Origin of the sequence: Gilliamella sp. Choc5-1, assembly GCF_001690595.1 — a bacterium.
GTDB lineage: Bacteria > Pseudomonadota > Gammaproteobacteria > Enterobacterales > Orbaceae > Gilliamella > Gilliamella apicola_M.
Genome location: NZ_LZHH01000033.1, coordinates 1 through 19,630, shown reverse-complemented (window position 1 = coordinate 19,630; position 19,630 = coordinate 1). Strand labels below are relative to the sequence as shown.

General features: G+C 34.2%; 17 protein-coding genes. 10 read left to right on the top strand and 7 right to left on the bottom strand.

Annotated elements, in window-relative coordinates; genetic code table 11:
• Positions 1-8: 8 nt before the first annotated feature.
• Entirely contained in the window at positions 9-1,568 is a 1,560-nt protein-coding gene (locus A9G35_RS03040; protein ID WP_065635637.1) for an AbgT family transporter, read from the bottom strand.
• 397 nt (positions 1,569-1,965) lie between these two features.
• On the opposite strand from A9G35_RS03040, the gene A9G35_RS03035 reads away from it, so the two are divergent.
• The 5 genes from A9G35_RS03035 to A9G35_RS13630 all read left to right on the top strand — a co-directional run bounded on the left by A9G35_RS03035 (position 1,966) and on the right by A9G35_RS13630 (position 9,549).
• The gene (locus tag A9G35_RS03035) at positions 1,966-4,230 is read left to right on the top strand and encodes an aconitate hydratase (protein ID WP_065635625.1); all 2,265 of its coding nucleotides are present in this window, start codon (positions 1,966-1,968) and stop codon (positions 4,228-4,230) included.
• A 23-nt stretch (positions 4,231-4,253) separates the two neighbouring features.
• Entirely contained in the window at positions 4,254-5,516 is a 1,263-nt protein-coding gene (icd, locus tag A9G35_RS03030) for an NADP-dependent isocitrate dehydrogenase (RefSeq protein WP_065635624.1), read from the top strand.
• An 18-nt stretch (positions 5,517-5,534) separates the two neighbouring features.
• Positions 5,535-6,890, top strand: coding sequence for a citrate synthase (locus tag A9G35_RS03025; protein WP_065635623.1), 1,356 nt, complete (start codon positions 5,535-5,537; stop codon positions 6,888-6,890).
• 143 nt (positions 6,891-7,033) lie between these two features.
• Entirely contained in the window at positions 7,034-8,572 is a 1,539-nt protein-coding gene (gene murJ / locus A9G35_RS03020) for a murein biosynthesis integral membrane protein MurJ (protein WP_065635622.1), read from the top strand.
• 614 nt (positions 8,573-9,186) lie between these two features.
• Positions 9,187-9,549, top strand: coding sequence for a hypothetical protein (locus A9G35_RS13630; RefSeq protein WP_218057184.1), 363 nt, complete (start codon positions 9,187-9,189; stop codon positions 9,547-9,549).
• Positions 9,550-9,715: 166 nt separating this feature from the next.
• Here A9G35_RS13630 and dusC read toward each other — a convergent pair whose 3' ends face one another.
• From dusC to A9G35_RS02995, 4 genes are all read right to left on the bottom strand, one after another.
• Positions 9,716-10,660: a tRNA dihydrouridine(16) synthase DusC gene (gene dusC / locus A9G35_RS03010; RefSeq protein ID WP_065635620.1), complete on the bottom strand. Its 945-nt coding sequence runs from the start codon at positions 10,658-10,660 to the stop codon at positions 9,716-9,718.
• A gap of 8 nt (positions 10,661-10,668) precedes the next feature.
• Complete coding sequence (locus tag A9G35_RS03005; protein ID WP_065635619.1) at positions 10,669-11,430, bottom strand: molybdopterin-synthase adenylyltransferase MoeB; 762 nt, start codon at positions 11,428-11,430, stop codon at positions 10,669-10,671.
• A 416-nt stretch (positions 11,431-11,846) separates the two neighbouring features.
• Entirely contained in the window at positions 11,847-12,917 is a 1,071-nt protein-coding gene (gene mltC / locus A9G35_RS03000; RefSeq protein ID WP_065635618.1) for a membrane-bound lytic murein transglycosylase MltC, read from the bottom strand.
• A 14-nt stretch (positions 12,918-12,931) separates the two neighbouring features.
• Complete coding sequence (locus tag A9G35_RS02995) at positions 12,932-13,201, bottom strand: oxidative damage protection protein (RefSeq protein WP_065635617.1); 270 nt, start codon at positions 13,199-13,201, stop codon at positions 12,932-12,934.
• Positions 13,202-13,414: 213 nt separating this feature from the next.
• Between A9G35_RS02995 and argD the strand changes: the two genes are divergently transcribed.
• From argD to A9G35_RS02980, 3 genes are all read left to right on the top strand, one after another.
• On the top strand, positions 13,415-14,626 hold the full coding sequence (gene argD, locus A9G35_RS02990; RefSeq protein ID WP_065635616.1) for a bifunctional acetylornithine/succinyldiaminopimelate transaminase: 1,212 nt from the start codon (positions 13,415-13,417) through the stop codon (positions 14,624-14,626).
• Between the two features lie 67 nt (positions 14,627-14,693).
• The gene (gene yihA / locus A9G35_RS02985; RefSeq protein ID WP_065635615.1) at positions 14,694-15,305 is read left to right on the top strand and encodes a ribosome biogenesis GTP-binding protein YihA/YsxC; all 612 of its coding nucleotides are present in this window, start codon (positions 14,694-14,696) and stop codon (positions 15,303-15,305) included.
• Positions 15,306-15,313: 8 nt separating this feature from the next.
• Positions 15,314-16,300, top strand: a complete 987-nt coding sequence (locus A9G35_RS02980) for a serine/threonine protein kinase (RefSeq protein WP_065635636.1) — start codon at positions 15,314-15,316, stop codon at positions 16,298-16,300.
• A 15-nt stretch (positions 16,301-16,315) separates the two neighbouring features.
• On the opposite strand, the gene A9G35_RS02975 is transcribed toward A9G35_RS02980, so the two are convergent.
• Positions 16,316-16,609 carry a GIY-YIG nuclease family protein gene (locus A9G35_RS02975; protein WP_065635614.1) on the bottom strand — a complete coding sequence of 98 codons (294 nt, stop codon included), beginning with the start codon at positions 16,607-16,609 and terminating at the stop codon, positions 16,316-16,318.
• A 766-nt stretch (positions 16,610-17,375) separates the two neighbouring features.
• On the opposite strand from A9G35_RS02975, the gene A9G35_RS02970 reads away from it, so the two are divergent.
• Together A9G35_RS02970 and pflA are read left to right on the top strand one after the other, a co-directional pair.
• Positions 17,376-18,080, top strand: coding sequence for a lipopolysaccharide core heptose(II) kinase RfaY (locus A9G35_RS02970; protein WP_065635613.1), 705 nt, complete (start codon positions 17,376-17,378; stop codon positions 18,078-18,080).
• Positions 18,081-18,396: 316 nt separating this feature from the next.
• Positions 18,397-19,176: a pyruvate formate lyase 1-activating protein gene (gene pflA / locus A9G35_RS02965; protein ID WP_218057182.1), complete on the top strand. Its 780-nt coding sequence runs from the start codon at positions 18,397-18,399 to the stop codon at positions 19,174-19,176.
• A 36-nt stretch (positions 19,177-19,212) separates the two neighbouring features.
• Here pflA and A9G35_RS02960 read toward each other — a convergent pair.
• The coding region (locus A9G35_RS02960) for an integrase core domain-containing protein (protein WP_141673748.1) at positions 19,213-19,630 on the bottom strand (418 nt) is incomplete at its 5' end.

Below are 19,630 nucleotides of genomic sequence, written 5' to 3'. Positions count from 1 at the left end.
AATAATCATTAATTACTTACTGGTGGATAAACATAACCACTATCAAAACCAATTGGTAGACCTAAGAACCAAAAGAGCAGCAAGTTTAGTGTTAAAGCGATGAGCAGTGCTATAGTATAAGGAATCATCATTGAACTTAGTGTGCCAACACCCGTGTTTTTACAATATTGCTGACAATAAGCAATAATCAAAGGATAAAAAGCAAACATAGGAGTACTGACATTAACCGCCGAGCTGATACGGTAAGCAGCTTGGGTTAATTCAGGTGAGATACCAACAGACATAAGCATTGGTACAAAAATCGGTGCTAAAATAGCCCACTTAGACGATGCAGAAGTAATTAACACATTTAACATACTTGTTAAAATTATGACCCCAAAGATTGTCACGACTGAAGGCAAATGCAATGCTTTTAAAAACTCGGCCCCACCAATCGCAATTAATGTTCCAATTTGTGAGTGAGAAAAGACATATAAAAATTGTGCACAAAAGAAAGCAAAAACAATAAATGGAATAAGCGATTTAGTAATGTTTTCCATTGCTTTTACAATATCTCGGGACGATTTAAAAGTACCAGTAATAAAGCCATGTATTAAGCCCGGAATCGCAAAAAACACAAATAATAATGGCACAATGATTTGCATAATAGGTGCTTTATTACTTGTCATACTTCCATCAGGAGCGCGCAATAAAGAGTCTTCAGGTAATAAAAATAAAACTAAACCAATCGCAATAGCTAAAAAAACAATTGAAGCGACCTTAAATGCGCGGTTTTCAATAGGTGTAATTTCAGGAGAATTAGAAATATTATTTGATGTTAGATCATTATTTATAGGCATGGTCGCCTGTAAACGGGGCTCGACAATTTTATCAGTCACAAACCAGCAAGCAAGTAAAACAAAAAAGGTACCACCAAAGCTCAAAAAGTAATTACAAAGCACATTAACTTGATAAGAAGGATCGATAATTTGTGCAGCACTTTGAGTAAAACCTTGCATAATAGGATCGATAATTGACGGTGTATAACTTGAACTAAAACCACCCGCTAACCCCGCGAACGAAGCAGCAATCCCTGCTAGCGGATGACGGCCTGTTGCATAAAACATCATCGCAGATACAGGCATTAAAATCACATAAGCTGAATCAGCCGCAATATGACAAACCATACTAACAAAAATAACCGATGGTGTGACTAATTTTTTAGGTGTAACAGCCAATAACTTCTTAAGTAGCACATGGATATAACCACTACTTTCAGCAATACCAATACCTAATGTTGCAACGATTGTAATGCCAAGTGGTGGAAAGGTAACAAAATTAGGCACCATTTTAGTAAAAAAAGTGACTAAATTCTCAGGCGCCAACATATTGACAACAACGAGCTTTTTTTGCGTGACTGGATTAATGTAATTAAAGTCCACAAAAGAAAGTAATAAAGAGGCAACAAAACAGATGACTAAAGCATAGAAAAACAATGTTGTGACATCAGGAATTTTGTTTCCAATTCGTTCAATAGTATTTAAAAAGCCACCTGTTTTTATTGGTGACGTGTTAGTTGTTCGATTCATAATAAAATTAGTATAAACACTGTTCGAAAAAAACAATTTAGCATAGATTAATAATGCAGGCAAACATGGCTTTTGGTTGTTTTTATATTTAAGCTCTTTTTTAACTTAAAACTACTTTATATTATTTTTATTTATACGATCACTCAATTTTGAATTTTCTTTGATGAGCATAATGTCTAATATTTCGTTAGTATAGAAACTATATTAGCGATCATACTTGCTCTATATGATTTCAACTAATATCAAAAAATTATTGGTTAATAAAAGATCTTAATACAAGATTGCATAAAGGAATTATTAGTATATTGTGTGAATATTTAATCATAAAAAAGAATAAATATTCAATTTAATTTTAAGTAAAGCTTAAACCGATAATATAAGCAATAGGAGCTTAACTATGGTTTTTGATATTGATTTAATTAAACATATTTACCAAAATTATCCACAAAAGATTAATCAGGTTCGCCAAAAAATTGGGAAACCATTAACTTTGACAGAAAAAATTCTTTATGCACACATAGCAGAAGGTGAACAACTTAAGAATTATAAACGGGGCGAAGACTATGTTAATTTTTCCCCCGATCGAGTTGCTATGCAAGATGCAACAGCACAGATGGCTCTTTTACAGCTAATGAATTCAGGTCGTAACAGAGTTGCTGTGCCATCGACAGTACATTGTGATCACCTTATTCAGGCCTATAAAAATGCTCATGATGATTTAATTATTGCTGAAAATAATAACCAAGAAGTCTATCAATTTTTACGTGATGTATCGAATAAATATGGTATTGGATTTTGGAAGCCTGATGCAGGTATCATTCATCAAGTTGTGCTTGAAAATTATGCCTTTCCTGGCGGTATGATGATCGGTACTGATTCACACACCCCAAATGCAGGAGGGCTTTCAATGCTCGCAATTGGTGTGGGTGGTGCCGATGCAGTTGATGTTATGGCCGGCATGCCTTGGGAACTAAAAATGCCAAAAATTATTGGTGTAAAATTAATTGGTAAACTATCAGGTTGGGTATCACCAAAAGATGTTATTTTAAAACTGGCAGGTATTTTAACGGTTAAAGGTGGCACTAATTCAGTAATTGAATATTTTGGAGAAGGCACTTCAACTTTATCAGCAACAGGGAAAGCAACGATCTGTAATATGGGAGCAGAAGTTGGGGCAACAACATCAATCTTTCCTTATAGTAAAAAGTCCGCTGATTATTTAGCAATGACAGGGCGTCAAGAGGTCGTTGATTTAGCTAATCTTTTAACAGACTGTTTCAATCCTGATGAAGCAGTTTTAGCACAGCCAGAAAAATACTATGATCAAGTAATAGAAATTAACCTATCTGAATTAGAACCTTATGTTAATGGTCCATTTACTCCTGATTTAGCTTATCCTATTTCACAACTAGCTGCTGCTGTAAAAGCACATAATTATCCTGATAATATGGAAGTTGGGTTGATTGGTTCATGTACTAACTCTTCTTATGAAGATATGATGCGTGCAGCATCTGTAATTGATAATGCAAATCAATTAGGCTTGAAAATAAAAGCAAAATTAATTATAAACCCAGGATCAAAACAAGTGAAATACACCTCAAAACGAGATGGTATTTTAAGTCACTTTGAGCAGGCGGGAGCGGCTATTATGGCAAATGCCTGCGGTCCTTGTATTGGTCAATGGCGCCGTGACGATGTTGCTGATGAACACAAAAATTCTATTGTGACATCTTTTAATCGTAACTTTGCTAAACGCAATGATGGCAGTCCAAATACTTATGCATTTGTATGTTCACCTGAAATTGTAACGGCATTATCAATTGCAGGTAAACTAAGCTTTAATCCGCTCACTGATACTTTGATTAATGATAAAGGACAAAAAGTAAAATTATCTGAACCAATAGGTGATGAGTTACCTAAACAAGGATTTGCTGTGGATGATGCTGGTTATATTGCACCAATTGCCGATGGTCGTTCGGTCAACGTTCATATTTCAGAACACTCTGAACGACTTCAACAGCTTTCTCCTTTTTCACCTTGGGATGGAAAAGATATTATTGCTCATCCCCTACTTATAAAGGTAACTGGTAAATGCACAACCGATCATATTTCTATGGCGGGAAAATGGTTAAAGTTTCGAGGGCATCTAGATAATATTTCTAATAATATGTTGATTGGTGCTGTTAACTCCTTTAATCAAAAAAATAATTCTGTCTTAGATGCTCAAACGGGCAATTATGTTGAAGTGCCTGTGTTAGCTCGTCAACTAAAATCACAAGGCTTGGGATCGATAGTTGTAGCTGAAGAAAATTATGGAGAAGGCTCATCACGAGAACATGCCGCAATGGAACCTCGGTTTTTAAATGTTAAAGCCATAGTAGTTAAATCATTTGCCCGAATTCATGAAACAAATCTTAAAAAACAAGGAATGTTAGCTTTAACATTTGTTAATAAAGACGATTATGACAAAATTCGCGAAGATGACAAAATTAGCATTCTCGGGTTAACAGATTTTGCACCAGACAAAGATCTAACACTAGTACTTCACCATCGTGACGGAAGTACAGACTCTTTTGCTGTTGCACACACCTATAATCAATCTCAAATTGAATGGTTTAAAGCGGGCAGCGCTTTAAATAAATTGAAAGAAGGATTTAAATAACTAAAAATAAGGGGAAGGCACAAATGAATCAGCAGGTTTCAATTGAAAATGGACAATTAATTGTCCCAAATCACCCAATAATTCCTTTTATTGAAGGTGATGGTGTGGGTAAAGAGGTTTGGAATGCAGCTCGAACGATCTTTGATAAAGCGATTGAAAAAGTTTATCAAGGTAAACGTAGCATTGAATGGCTAGAAGTCCTTGCTGGTGAAAAATCATTTAATTTAAATGGCTCATGGTTACCTGAAGAAACCATGAATGCATTTAAACAATATCGTATTGGAATTAAAGGCCCATTGACTACACCAGTTGGTGGTGGGATCCGTTCACTTAATGTTGCACTTCGTCAAGAATTAGATCTTTATGTTTGCCTGCGTCCTGTTCGTTGGTTCAAAGGTATTGAATCACCGATAAAACATCCAGAAAAAGTCAGCATGACTATTTTTCGAGAAAATACTGAGGACATTTATGCGGGTATTGAATGGTTGCAAGGCACACCAGAAGCCGAAAAATTCTATCAATTTTTATCCCAACAAATGAACATTAATAAAGTTCGTTTTCCTAAAACGTCGTCATTTGGTGTCAAACCTGTTTCAATTGAGGGGTCTGAACGTTTAATTAGATCGGCAATTAAATATGCGCTTCATCATAAATTACCTTCTGTTACTTTAGTACATAAAGGAAATATTATGAAATTTACTGAAGGTGGATTTAAACAGTGGGGATATGCGCTAGCAGAAAAAGAATTTGCTGATGCTGTTTTTACCATGAATCAATATATGATAATCCAAAAAAAAGATGGAAAAGTAGCAGCCGATAAAGCATTACAGAATGCTAAATCCGCTTCAAAATTAATTATAAAAGATGTGATTTGTGATGCTTTTTTACAAAATACATTGTTAAAGCCAGAAGACTATTCTGTCGTTGCAACGCTAAATCTTAATGGCGATTATGTCTCAGATCAACTTGCGGCGATGGTTGGGGGTATTGGTATTGCACCAGGTGCAAATATTAATTATTTGACAGGACATGCTATTTTTGAAGCTACACACGGTACCGCGCCAGATATTGCAGGACAAAATCAAGCAAACCCATCATCATTATTACTATCAGGAGTGATGATGTTTGATTATCTTGGTTGGCACGAAGTTGGAGAATTAATTACTAAAGCAATGGAAAGCTTATTTCAGAAAGGCAAGGCGACTGCTGATTTAGCTCGTTTTATGCAAAATGGAAAATCACTATCAACTACTGAATTTACTCAAGCAGTAATCGATAATTTATAAGACAAGAGGGAATGATAAATGAAAGAAAAATTTTTAGTTTATAAATTATCAGAAACGATTAAAAATACTTGTAAAATTGAATCACAATTATTTGAAACCTTCAATGTAAAACGAGGATTGCGTAATGCAGATCACACAGGTGTGCTAGTTGGTTTAACAAAAATTGGCGATGTGCTAGGTTATGAATATTTAGAAAACGGTTCATTAAAGCCTATTCCAGGTAAATTATTATATCGAGGTATTGATATTGAAGATCTTGTGCATAATGCACAAAAAGAGCAACGAACAGGATTTGAAGAAACCATCTATTTGCTATTATCAGGTTATTTACCTGATACCGAAGAATTAAGTGATTTTTCAAGATTACTTTCTGAGTCAATGGCTTTGGAAAAACAAACTAAAATTGCCATCATGGAGCTTGAAGGACATGATGTAATGAATATTTTAGCACGCACAGTTCTTGAAATGTACACTTATGATTCTAAAGCAGATGATACTTCTCGTGATAATTTAATTCGTCAATCAATAGACCTGATTGCAAAATTCCCTGCCATTATTGCCTATGCTTATAACATGTTAAGTCACAGTGCTAAAGGTAAATCACTACATATCCGCCATCCTAATGAAAACTTTTCGATTGCCGAAAACTTTTTATATATGATGAAAGGATCAGGAGGCTATACTGAACTTGATGTACGAGTACTTGATTTAGCTATGATCATCCATGCCGAGCATGGTGGAGGAAATAACTCAACATTTACAGTGCGAGTGACAAGCTCCACCGGTACCGATACTTACTCATCAATTGCAGCAGGTATTGGATCATTAAAAGGCCCATTGCATGGTGGTGCTAATTTACAAGTGGGCAGAATGCTTAAACACTTAGCTAAAGAAATTAAAAATTGGACTGATATAAATGAAATTGATGCCTATTTGCAACGTATTTTAAATAAAGATGTATTTGATAAAAAAGGCCTAATTTATGGTATTGGACATGCGGTTTATACAGTATCAGATCCTAGGGCAGTATTACTTAAAGAAATGGCCTATGAACTGGCAAAAGAAAAAGGACGAGAAAAAGAATATAATTTTTTAAACTTGCTTGAAGAAAGAGCTATTCATGCTGTTTTAAATAGAAAAAATGCCAGAACAAAAAAACAAGTTTGTGCTAATGTTGATTTCTATTCAGGCTTTGTTTACGACATGATTGGCTTGCCGAAAGAAGTCTATACACCATTATTTGCAATGTCACGTATTGTTGGTTGGTGTACTCATCGAATTGAAGAACTTAATTTTGATGATCGCCGAATTATTCGACCAGCCTATAAAAATATTGGTGAAGTTATGCCGTTTACACCATTAAAAGATCGTTAAACTTAATATCCGCCAGTGTGATACTGGCGGCATCATAAAAACTGCGACTTAATATCGAAAAAACCATGGTGATTTAAAGTAATAGTTTGTAGACTATGCTCCATTATCACTTTTAGGTTGTATACATAGTATATAAATCAGATATGAATCTTTTAAAATCTTTAGCCACGGTAAGTTCAATGACGATGGTTTCACGTGTATTAGGTTTTGTGCGTGACGCCATTATTGCACGTTTTTTTGGCGCAGGTATGGCAACTGATGCATTTTTTGTTGCTTTTAAGCTTCCTAACTTACTACGGCGTATTTTTGCCGAAGGGGCATTTTCGCAAGCATTTGTGCCAATTTTAGCCGAATATAAAAACCAACAAGGCATTGAAGCAACTCGCACATTTGTTGCCTATATTGCGGGTTTATTAACCTTAGTATTAGCAATTGTCACCTTAATTGGTGTTGTCACAGCACCTTTTATTATCATGCTCACTGCCCCAGGGTTTATGCAAGAATCAACTGAAAAGTTTGAACTGGCAACCACCATGCTGCGCATAACCTTTCCTTACATCTTTTTTATATCGCTAGCTTCATTGGTTGGGGCGATATTAAATACTTGGAATCGGTTTTCAGTACCGGCATTTGTACCAACCTTGCTGAATATCAGCATGATTATATTCACACTCTTTCTTACGCCTTACTTCAATCCACCAGTATTAGCACTGGCGTTATCGGTAGGTGTTGGTGGCATTTTGCAATTACTCTATCAACTGCCTTATTTAAAAAAGATTGGCATGTTAGTACTGCCTCATATAAGTTTAAAAGATAGCGGTGTTTGGAGGGTATTAAAACAGATGGGGCCTGCAATTTTAGGGGTATCGGTAGGGCAAATATCTTTAATTATTAACACAATTTTTGCCTCGTTTCTTGTTTCTGGATCGGTTTCTTGGATGTATTATGCCGACCGATTAATGGAATTCCCTGCGGGTGTGCTAGGTGTGGCACTGGGCACTATTTTATTGCCATCGTTAGCCAAAAGCTTTTCAAAAGGCGATCACAAGCAATATTCAGAATTATTAGATTGGGGATTACGCCTCTGCTTTTTATTGGCTTTACCAAGCACGATTGCATTAGGGGTAATTTCGCGACCATTAATATCAACACTATTTGAATATGGGCAATTTACATTAAATGACACCTTAATGACACAGCAAGCATTAGTTGCTTACTCTATAGGGCTACTTGGATTGATATTGATTAAAGTCTTAGCGCCAGCCTTTTACTCACGTCAGGACATAAAAACGCCCGTCAAAATTGGCATTATTACACTAATTTTAACACAGCTAATGAACCTTGCTTTTATTGGTCCATTACAACACGCTGGTCTATCATTATCCATTGGCTTAGCTGCTTGCTTTAATGCTGGGTTATTGTATTGGCAGTTGCGTAAAAAACAACTTTATCAACCTCAGCCGGGTTGGCATAGTTTTTTAATCAAAATCATTATAGCGGTAATTTTAATGTCTACGGCATTATGGTTTGGTTCACAATTATTACCTGATTGGTCAACAGGTTCAATGTTGGCTCGTATTGGGCGATTATTTTTATTGGTCGTAGTTGGAATTATTATCTATTTTGCGGCATTGATTGCTATGGGATTTAAGATAAAACACTTTATTAAACGAATTGATTAATAATAAAAACGAATAAAGATCAATTTTATTTTAAAAAAATATAAAATAAAATAAAAAGTTAATTATAAAGCTAATAAGGAAATAGGATGAATAACGTTTCTTTCTTTACACTACCTATTATAGGTAGTGTAGTTTATTTTTTATTGAGTTGTTTTTTTTCGATGTGTTTCGCATTTAAGTATTACTATTACGGATTTTCTTTTGACTCATTTTTGTTATTCTTCTCTAATATTTCATTTTATTTTTTTCAAGATAGATTGGTAAACGCATTATGGATCTTTGGGATGTTGTCGATTACTCTTCATTATGCCAATATTCATATTGTTAATAAAATCAATATAATAATCTTGATTTTTATAATGATAATATTTTCGATAATTGCTGCATTTGTTCAACAAAGCATCATTATTTATTTCTACCAGGCACCTATTTTCCCAATAATAATCGTTATCTCATCAGCCATTTTTTATGTTTTGCTATACAGCTTATTAATTTACTATTTAACAAATTTCTTCAAAAGATACTTTATAAAAAGCAAACAGCCATTTGTAATTACAGCAACCAATAGCCGAAATATTCACTTCATTTTATTTTCAACGTTTATTTGTTTTGTTTTGATTAAAGGATATTGGTTAATTGCTAATGCTTTTGATATTACCTCTAGTTACTTTCAAGAGTTTTTGTATATTGGCGCAATACTGCTAGGGCTATTTTTGTCTAAAAACTGTTTTAAAAAGTCCTTTAATAAAATTCAATCAGAACGGCTCATTAAAAGCATTTTTGTATCTGCCACAATGATTCTTATTTGTGTGATTCTTTATTTTGCCTCTATATACCATATGCCAATAAGGTTTTATATTAACGCCGATACACTGATTCGTGTTGGTCGTAGCTTGCTCTTATTGATATTGCTTATTATGCTAGTTGGTTTGATTCTTAATAAAGTGACTAAACACTATTTTCTAAAACAAAAATAATAAAATCACACAGTGACAAAATTTACCCTCTTTTCTTTAAAAAAAGAGGGATAACATAAAATCAATGATTTCTTGAGTATCTTTTATAAAAGCTCATTTCATACCCTTATATCAAGATAACTAATGAACATTCATTGCTATTTTGCTGTGTCTTAATGCTGTTATTTTAGGTATGCTTAGTTAAAAAACGACTAATTTCTTGTTGTGATTTGAATGTCCTTATACTTTGTAAGAGTTCTGACGCCTCGGCATAGTGCTGTTTTAAGTAGGCAAGCCACTGTTTGATGCGTGCAGAGTGATACAAAGGTTTAACGTCATCAATTGATGCGGTTGCATAGCGGATTAATATTGCCATTACTTGTTGCCAATTTAATGCAGGTTGTTTAGCTTGAATCATGTTGGCCAAATTGGGAATGGTTAAAATGCCTCGCCCTAGCATAATGTCGTTAGTTTGGCTTTGGTTTATGCAATTTTTTGCATCTTCAATAGTAAAAATTTCGCCATTGGCAATAACGGGAATGTTTAATTGTTGTTTGATTTGCCCAATTGTTTGCCAGTCTATTTTTTCGGCTTTGTAGCCGTCTTCTTTGGTTCTGCCGTGAATAACAATTTCATTAGCGCCTGCATGTTCAATTGCGCTTGCAATGTCGTGACAATGCGTTTTGTTATTCCAACCTAAGCGAATTTTGACCGATAATTGATGTGATTTTCCTATTGCTTGCCTGACTTGGCTGACAATATCAAATATCTGTTCGGGATATTGTAATAAATAAGCACCACCGTGACTGCCCACCACTGTTTTGGCTGGGCAACCAAAATTGATGTCGATACCGTAAGATCCTAATTCAATGGCTTTTATGGCGTTTTCTGCCATCCATTCGGGTGATTGTCCTAAAATTTGGACACGGACAGGCGTACCTGATTGAGTTTTTCCGTTATGGTAAAGTTCAGGGCAAAGGCGGTAAAAAGTTCGATTAGATAATTTGTGATGCGTCACTCTAACAAATTCAGTCACACAATAATCAAATGAATTAATTTCGGTTAGTATTTGCCTTACTTGATAATCAAGTACGCCTTCCATGGGTGCTAAAATAATTCGATTAATTTTCATTGAAAACCCTAATTGGTATTATCATTGCTACAAACACGGCAGTTGGGTTGTTTGGTTACTTTAATTTGGTTAAATTCCATTGTCATTGTGTCAATCATTAATAGCCGTCCAGTTAATGGCTTTCCATATTGAGTGAGCACTTTTATGGCTTCTAAGGCTTGCATTGAGCCAAACATGCCAACTAGTGGCGCCATAACACCTGTTTCAACGCAAGTAAGCTGATCTTTGCCAAATAAGTGACTTAGACAATGATAACAAGGTTCATTGAGTTGGTAAGTAAATACGCTTAGTAGCCCTTCCATTCGAATTGCCGCTCCAGAAACTAGCGGTTTTTTTACTTTAAAACAGCAACGGTTAATTTGCTCTCGTGTTGCTAAGTTATCGGTACAATCGATGATAATGTCATGCTGTTTGATAAGCGATATGAGGTTGTTGTCGTCAAGTTGCACATTTACTGTGTCAATCAATAGGTTGGTATTAATATTGACTAAAGCTTGTTTTGCAACGTCAACTTTGTATTGATTGATGGCATTTTCAGTATATAAAATTTGTCGGTTTAAGTTAGATTTTGATACCGTGTCAAAATCTACTAACGTTAATTTGCCTAAACCTGAAGCCGCTAAATAGAGCGATGCACCGCAACCAAGCCCACCTAAACCAATGATCAGTGCGGAACTGTTTTTTAATATTTGTTGTTTATCAATGTCAAAACTGCGTAATGTGATTTGTCTATCATAACGAAACAATTCTTGATCAGTAAGTTTTAGCATATTAGAAGGTATGATGATTAATAATTTATTTATTATAGCAGAAACTTAGAATAAGAAGATGTCAAGATAATCAGGTTATTTGTTGATGTCCATAATCATCCAAATCATGATGAAATTTAATTAATGTGTTGATTTGTCCATTTAAGTATAATAATTGCTATTTTGCAACTTCAAATAAAGTTGAACCTTTTTTTAAATTCCTTTTAGTATGGATATGATTTGTTGTTTTTTTCATAATTAGATTATCTCGTTACTTTTATCTTTAAGAGCCTTTTAATTTTGAAAAATATTTTGGTCGGGATAGTTATTTCTCCCTTTTTTATTCCACAAAAAATTATTACGCCTATTTTTCAGAATTGATACCTTTATCATTAATTAGCAATGGTAAAGGTATCTAATATAATATTTAATATATTTTATTTGTTATCTAAAATTTTGCTAACTTTTATCAGATAATTCCGTGATTCTTGCGAAACATGAGAATTGACTAGTCTTTGATAAACTTGTTGCGGTGTCATCGAGTTTATAATATCGATTGCTTCATTGCGATCATTAGAAAAAATACGCAATACGTTACCTGCGCCACCATTATAAGATACAATCATGGCATATCTTAACGAAATAGGGTTATTAATTCCTGCTAAATATTTTGTCTTTAATAAAGATAAATAAGCGGTACCCATATCAACATTATTACGCGGATCTAGCAAAAACTTTCGACTAGGTTCACCCGATTTACCTCTTAATTTAAAAATATCACGACCTGCTGTATGTTGTTGAACTTGCATTAATCCAAGAGCATCTGTCCGGCTAACTGCATAAGGGTTAAACGCTGATTCCACCTCTATAATAGCTAAAATCAGACGTTCATCAATAAAATAACGATTAGATGCTTCGGTAATAAGTGGTAAAAATTTTCTAGCTCGTTGATTAATATGATTTGGTACGAGTTTTATTTCAACATAAGTAATTTGATGCGAACCTGATTCTCGCTGCATCAAGTTATTAGATAACACATAATCAGCAAAACTACTTGCCCGACCATTCCAACGAATAGGTTGTCGCTCTTGATCAAGAACCTGATTATATAAGAAAGGTTCCTGAGATAAATCCTGACTAATTTTGTCATGTCGAATAATATCAACAGGTTCAGACATTAATAACGTTGATACTATAGCTTCTTTTAAATTATCGAGAGGGGTATCAGATAATGTTTCAAACGTGATAACTCCTGAAACAAAGTTAATATGAACACGTGTTTTTAAATTATCTTCATATTGAACATAGTCTTTAGGTCCTGCAATAACGACTTCTTTGGGTCCCCAAATTTGTTCAATGTTATTAGCATATTGGCTAATTAAAATATTAAAGGCATTGGTATCTTTAACATAATAATCATTATTATGATTGACTGAGTTTTTGCTAGGACAACCAGTTAAAAGGCTAATGGCAATCATTAATGTAATGATTTTCTGGTTTTTTTTCATTTTGTATTTGTATCTCAATTTTGGGGTTTATATCCATCAATAACAATATCTTCACCTTCAAATAAAAATTTGACCATTTCAGTTTCAATTTTTTTGCGGTGTTCAGGATTCATCATGTTAAATTTATTTTCATTAATTAACATCGTTTGCTTTTTGAGCCACTCCTGCCATGCTTGTTTTGATATTTCATTAAAAATACGTTTGCCAAGCTCTCCAGGATAAAGCTGGAAATCTAAACCTTCTGCTTCTTTTTTTAAATAATGGCAATAAATAACACGGCTCATTTTTATCTCTTTTTAAGTACAACATGGATTTTGCTAATTATACCTGAAAATAATTAGCAATAAGAAGATAATTATTGAGTCACTATATAAATTAAAATTGCTGTCATAACTGAATATTAAGTTAAAATTATTGCATAATTATTTGCTTTACACCGCAGTTAATTCGCTTAAAATAATATGAAATCGTTTATAAAAATAAATAAGGATTTCACCATGTCAGCAAAAATCACTCGTGAGGTTTTTGATCAAGTTATTTTACCTGTTTATGCTCCTGCCCAATTTATTCCTGTTAAAGGTCAAGGTAGTCGTGTTTGGGATCAGCATGGTGAGGAATATATTGATTTTGCCGGTGGTATTGCAGTCAATGCGCTTGGTCATTGTCATCCTCGATTAGTGAAAGCGTTGCAAGAACAAAGCGAAAAACTGTGGCATGTTAGTAATGTGTTTACTAATGAGCCAGCTTTAAATTTGGCGCAAAAATTAATTGATAATACCTTTGCTGATCGCGCTTTTTTTGCTAATTCAGGAGCTGAAGCAAATGAAGCTGCATTTAAACTAGCTCGATATTATGCCGCCGAAAAATACAGTCCTTATAAAACCAAAATTATTGCCTTTTATCAGTCTTTTCATGGTCGTACATTTTTTACTGTTTCAGTAGGTGGGCAAGCCAAATATTCTGATGGTTTTGGTCCAAAACCTGCCGATATTATTCATGTTCCTTTTAATGATCTTGATGCGGTTAAAGCGGTAATTGATGACCATACTTGTGCTGTTGTGTTAGAGCCAGTTCAAGGTGAAGGGGGACTCACTTCAGCAACACCTGAATTTTTGCAAGGTGTGCGTGAACTTTGTGATGAATATAAAGCCTTATTGGTATTTGATGAGGTGCAATGCGGAATGGGTAGAACAGGCAGTTTATATACTTATCAACAATATGGTGTCATACCTGATATTTTGACCTCGGCTAAGGCTTTAGGTGGTGGCTTTCCAATTAGTGTAATGTTAACCACCAATGAAATTGCTTCAGTTATGCAGCCCGGAGTGCATGGCACCACTTACGGTGGCAATCCTCTTGCTTGTGCTGTCGCTTGTGAGGCTTTTGATATCATTAATTCTGCCGAAGTACTTGAGGGTGTGCAAAAACGACGTGCTATCTTTATTGAAAAACTAGAAGAAATTAACGATAAATTTAAATTATTTCGCCAATATCGAGGTAAAGGACTGCTGTTAGGTGCTGAACTGCAACCTGAGTTCCATAATAAAGCCCGAGATCTTTTAAATGTTGTCTCTGAATTTAAGGTGATGATTTTAAATGCAGGTCCAAATGTATTGCGTTTTACTCCGTCACTGATAATATCCGAAGACGAAATTAAAGAAGGTATGAAGCGATTAACAAAAGCGGTCGAAAAAGTTGTCAATAGTTGAGTTTTTCTATACAGTAACGACATTTTAATCAATTAAGCACTGTTAGTGTGCTTAAAGGATACTTTTTATGACAGATATTCGACCATTAAATTATGCAAAAACACATTTTATTTTAAGTGCTCCTGATATTTCTCATTTACCGAGTGATAGTGGGGTTGAAGTTGCCTTTGCTGGTAGATCTAATGCTGGCAAATCTAGCGCACTTAATACGTTAACCAATCAAAAAGCGTTAGCAAGAACCAGTAAAACACCAGGAAGAACGCAATTAATCAATCTTTTTCAAGTGGAAGAAAATTGTCGCTTAGTTGATTTGCCTGGTTATGGCTATGCACAAGTTCCCGAAGCAATAAAACGCAAATGGCAAAAATCATTAGGTGAATATCTTCAAAAACGCGAAAGCCTAAAAGGTTTGGTTGTATTAATGGATATACGACATCCTTTGAAAGATTTAGATCAGCAGATGATTGAGTGGGCGGTTTCGGTCGATATTCCTGTTATGTTACTGCTCACAAAGGCCGATAAACTAGCTTCTGGCGCACAAAAAAAGCAAGTTAATATGGTTAAAGAAGCCATTTTACCTTTTCAAGGTGATATTACTGTAGCACCTTTTTCATCGCCAAAACGTGTGGGGTTAGAGCCGTTAAAGCAAAAGTTAGATGAATGGTTTAGCCAACAATGAAACCTGTCATTGACCATGCTGATTTTTCATTTCATGCTTTATCGCCCGAGTTAATTTTTGATAGTTTGCTGTCAATCGGTATTCGTATTGATTCAGGTCTTACTGCTTTAAATAGTTATGAAAACCGAGTTTATCAATTCCATGATGAAGATCGCACTCGTTATGTCGCAAAATTTTATCGGCCTTGTCGTTGGAGCAATGAGCAAATTATTGAAGAACATCAGTTCACTAAGCAATTAGTCGATGCTGAGATTCCTGCTGTTGCTCCTTTAACAATTAATAATACCACGCTACATGAACATGAGGGTTACCGATTTTCCCTATTTCCTAGTGTTGGTGGGCGGCAATACGAAGTAGATAATTTGGAGCAGATGGAATCAGTTGCTATGTTGCTTGGGCGTATTCATCAACTTGGTGCAAAAAAGCCTTTTTTACATCGCCCCACTATCGGGTTAGAGCAATATCTTTATCAGCCCCAAGAGATAATATTATCTTGTCATTTTATTCCCAAAAAAGTGCAATCGGATCTGAAAACAATTTTAGCGCAATTAATTAAAACCGTTGAGCACTATTGGCATAATGATTGGCAACCTATCCGCCTTCATGCTGATTGCCATGCAGGTAATATTTTATGGCGAGACGGTGCAACATTTGTTGATTTTGATGATGCTCGTAATGGTCCTGCTATTCAAGATTTGTGGATGTTGCTTTATGGAAATCAACAAGAACAACGCTTGCAGTTAGATATGCTAATTGAAATGTATCAAGAATTTTTTGATTTTGATTCACAACAGCTTAGATTAATTGAACCATTAAGAGCAATGAGAATGATACACCATTTAGCATGGATTATTGCCCGTTGGCAAGATCCTGCTTTTCCTATCGCTTTTCCGTGGATAACAGATGAAGACTTTTGGCGACAACAATTATCAGAATTTAAACAGCAGATTGAGGCAATCAAAGCGCCATCGATAAAATTAATGTCGATAATGTAAGTGTTAATAATATGACTAATTGATTAATTTTAATAATTCATCAAAATCGGGACAGCTTTTGACTAATGCCTCTTTTTTGGGCTTAGAAAACTGTTTTATTTGATACTCAATTTTGAGTGCTAGCGATTTGTCACCAATCAAGACTTGATACACAATTGTCAAATCCTTATGCCCTTTTAAACATTTAGCGCCTTTACCATTTTGATGTTGTTGTAAACGCCGAGCAACATCAGTGGTAATACCTGTGTATAACGATTGATTTGCCGTTCTAATAATATATAAAAACCATTTAGGTGATTTATTAGACATAAATAGCCCAAAAATATAAAGCGAGTAATTTCATCATTTCATTTGCTTAATAACTTACATTAATTACCAAAATAGTTATATAACTTTCTTAATATTCTGATTTTTGCATCTATAACTATACTAATTTATAGTTAAAACTCAATTAGTAGTATAAGAGGTATATTGAGCATGATACAAAAAAGAAAACAAATTTTATGTAGTTTTTTACCTTTACTTAAAAATTAAATTAAACAGCCAACTAGAGAATATTCGCCTATTTTTATCAGTTTGATTTTTTTAATCTTTTTACATAAACGTGGTACACTCCTGAAACTTTTTGATAAAAAGGGACTGTCTTTATTTTTTCAGATAAAATGTTTATTTAGATAAACTGCGTGATAACCAGTGTATCAATTAAAAATCGACAAAAATCACTTGTTCACAAACCAATGGAAAAGCCGAAATAGTGATACATACATTAATGGGAAGTTGCAGAATCAGCAAATATTTAGCGACTCAAAAGAAAACAAAAGCTCAAACGCTTTATTAATTTTTATAGTACCGTTAAACCGCTCAGGGAAAACGCCTTATACTTTTTATAGCAGATTATTTTAACCATGAAGTGTAAATAGCTCGGTACTGTCTTATTTCTAACCAATATTTTTAAGTCTTATAGAGATATTATTTAACGATACTGTCTTGTTAACCATTACTGTTTCATTTACTTTAATGCTGATAATGTTTAAGATAACCCCACTTTTTTTGATGTACTTTGGGATAATAACATTTGAACAATTTTGCAAAAATTATTGAAGTCGAACGTGGAGATATGAAGTTCGCTTATGTACAAAATGATGAAATAAATTACCTAGACCTGTTTGACCAATTTTTGGCTGAGGAAGGGCATCATCAATTGCTTGACCCAAGCGATAAATTAGAACGATATACTTATTTAATCAATCACAATCAAAGCAAATTTATTTTTAAAATTGATGGTGGTGTTGAGCACCGTTTAGAACGCAAACTCATCGCCAAAATAACTGGTGATTTTTATTTTAATTTAATTCGTAAACTGGCAAAAATATCACTTGATAAATGTGATATCGCCTATGAACTTTATTTGGTCGCTTTCGATAAGAGAACCAAACGTCATTATATGATCTTTAATTTTATTGAAGGTCGCTCCCTAAAATGGGAAGAGATGAGAGAATATGGTGATCAAGTCAAAAACTGCATTGAAAAACTGCACAGCTATAATTTAGTGTCTAATGATGTGCACGGTGGTAATTTTATTTTAACACCAGATGGAAAAATCAAAGCCATAGATTTAACTAACTCAGGCTTTATATGGTTAACCAAAGCCAATGATGCGATAGAGGCGCAAGAACGTTTTGATATCAAAATTAAGGTTTCTTTTTTTGCAATGGCAATTAAGAAGTTTACTCATGGGTTTAAGCGATTGTCTCGGAAGATCCGAGGGAAAGAAGATTAAACAAATCCATCGATAACTAAAACAGTCCTCAAACGTTTATTGTTCCTTAAAACATACGTAGCTTATTTTTTGTTTTATTTAAATTATTTTTAAATGCAACAGGTTATATTGGATATCATAGTGATAATATTTGTCATCAATTAATTTACTTATCGTATTAACTGTTTTTATTAGCGGCTATTATCTAATTTTTCTTGTTTTTAGTCGCTGTATTTGAAAAATTAAAATAATATTTAATTAATTCAATTGGTATAATTAAAAAGATATCTGAGTTAAAATTATAAAAAACAATATAAGCAATGATTAGAGAGTATCTATGGAACAAAAAAATATTATTATGACAACAAAGCCGCCTCTTAAAGGTCGCATTCACTCTTTTGAATCTTTTGGCACTGTCGATGGACCTGGAATTCGCTTTATTATTTTTTTTCAAGGTTGCTTAATGCGTTGTTTATATTGTCATAATCGTGATACTTGGGATTTAAAAGCAGGAAAGGAAGTCACAGTTGAAGAATTGATGAAAGAAATTATTTCTTATAAAAGCTTTATTATGCCTAATGGAGGAGGTGTAACAGCATCAGGCGGTGAAGCAACGCTACAAGCTGAATTTGTTACTCAATGGTTTAAAGCTTGCCATCAAGAGGGAATTAGTACTTGTTTAGATACTAACGGTTATGCAAGACAGCTTGATAGTGTTATTGAAGAATTAATGAAAGTAACAGATCTTGTTATGTTAGATCTAAAACAAGTTAATGATGAAATTCATCAAAAATTAGTTGGTGTGCCTAATAAAAGAGTTCTTGAGTTTGCAAAATATTTACAAAAAATCAATAAAAGAACATGGATACGCTATGTAGTTGTTCCTGGGTGGACTGACGATGATGATTCAGCACATTTACTAGGTAAATTTATACAAGGTATGGATAATATTGAGCGTGTAGAATTACTTGCTTATCATAAATTAGGAGCTTATAAATGGGATACGCTCGGTGATAAATATAAGTTGGAAGGTGTTGAGGCACCACCAAGAGAAACTCTTGATAGGATCCAAGGTATTATAGAAAGTTATGGTCATTATGTGACATTTAGTAAATAAAGTGTATTAGCTCAAACTTAATCTGACAGGCACGTATTACTCATCGGCTTTCATTTTAACAAAATGCGTGTCCGATGAGCAAAATAAATTCTCCAATTGCTTTTCCTTAACCAACCCTTTTGCATCATTCCATGTTTGCCATGGTGTCTTCCCATAACAATATTTTCCTGAATGCGCTCTTTCTCGATTGTAAAATTCAAGCCATTGCTCAATATCGTTTTGTATTTCACTCAATTGCGTGTAAATCTTACGTCGAAATAAAATATCATAACATTCTGTTTTCATCGTCTTATGGAATCGCTCACAAATACCGTTTGTTTGTGGGCTGTAGGCTTTGGTCTTGGTGTGTTCAATATCTTCTAGATTAAGATAAAGTTCATAAGCATGGCTCTCCTTATGGCCATTATATTCCGTCCCTCGGTCGGTAAGAATGCGTAAAAGTGGCACTTGTTCG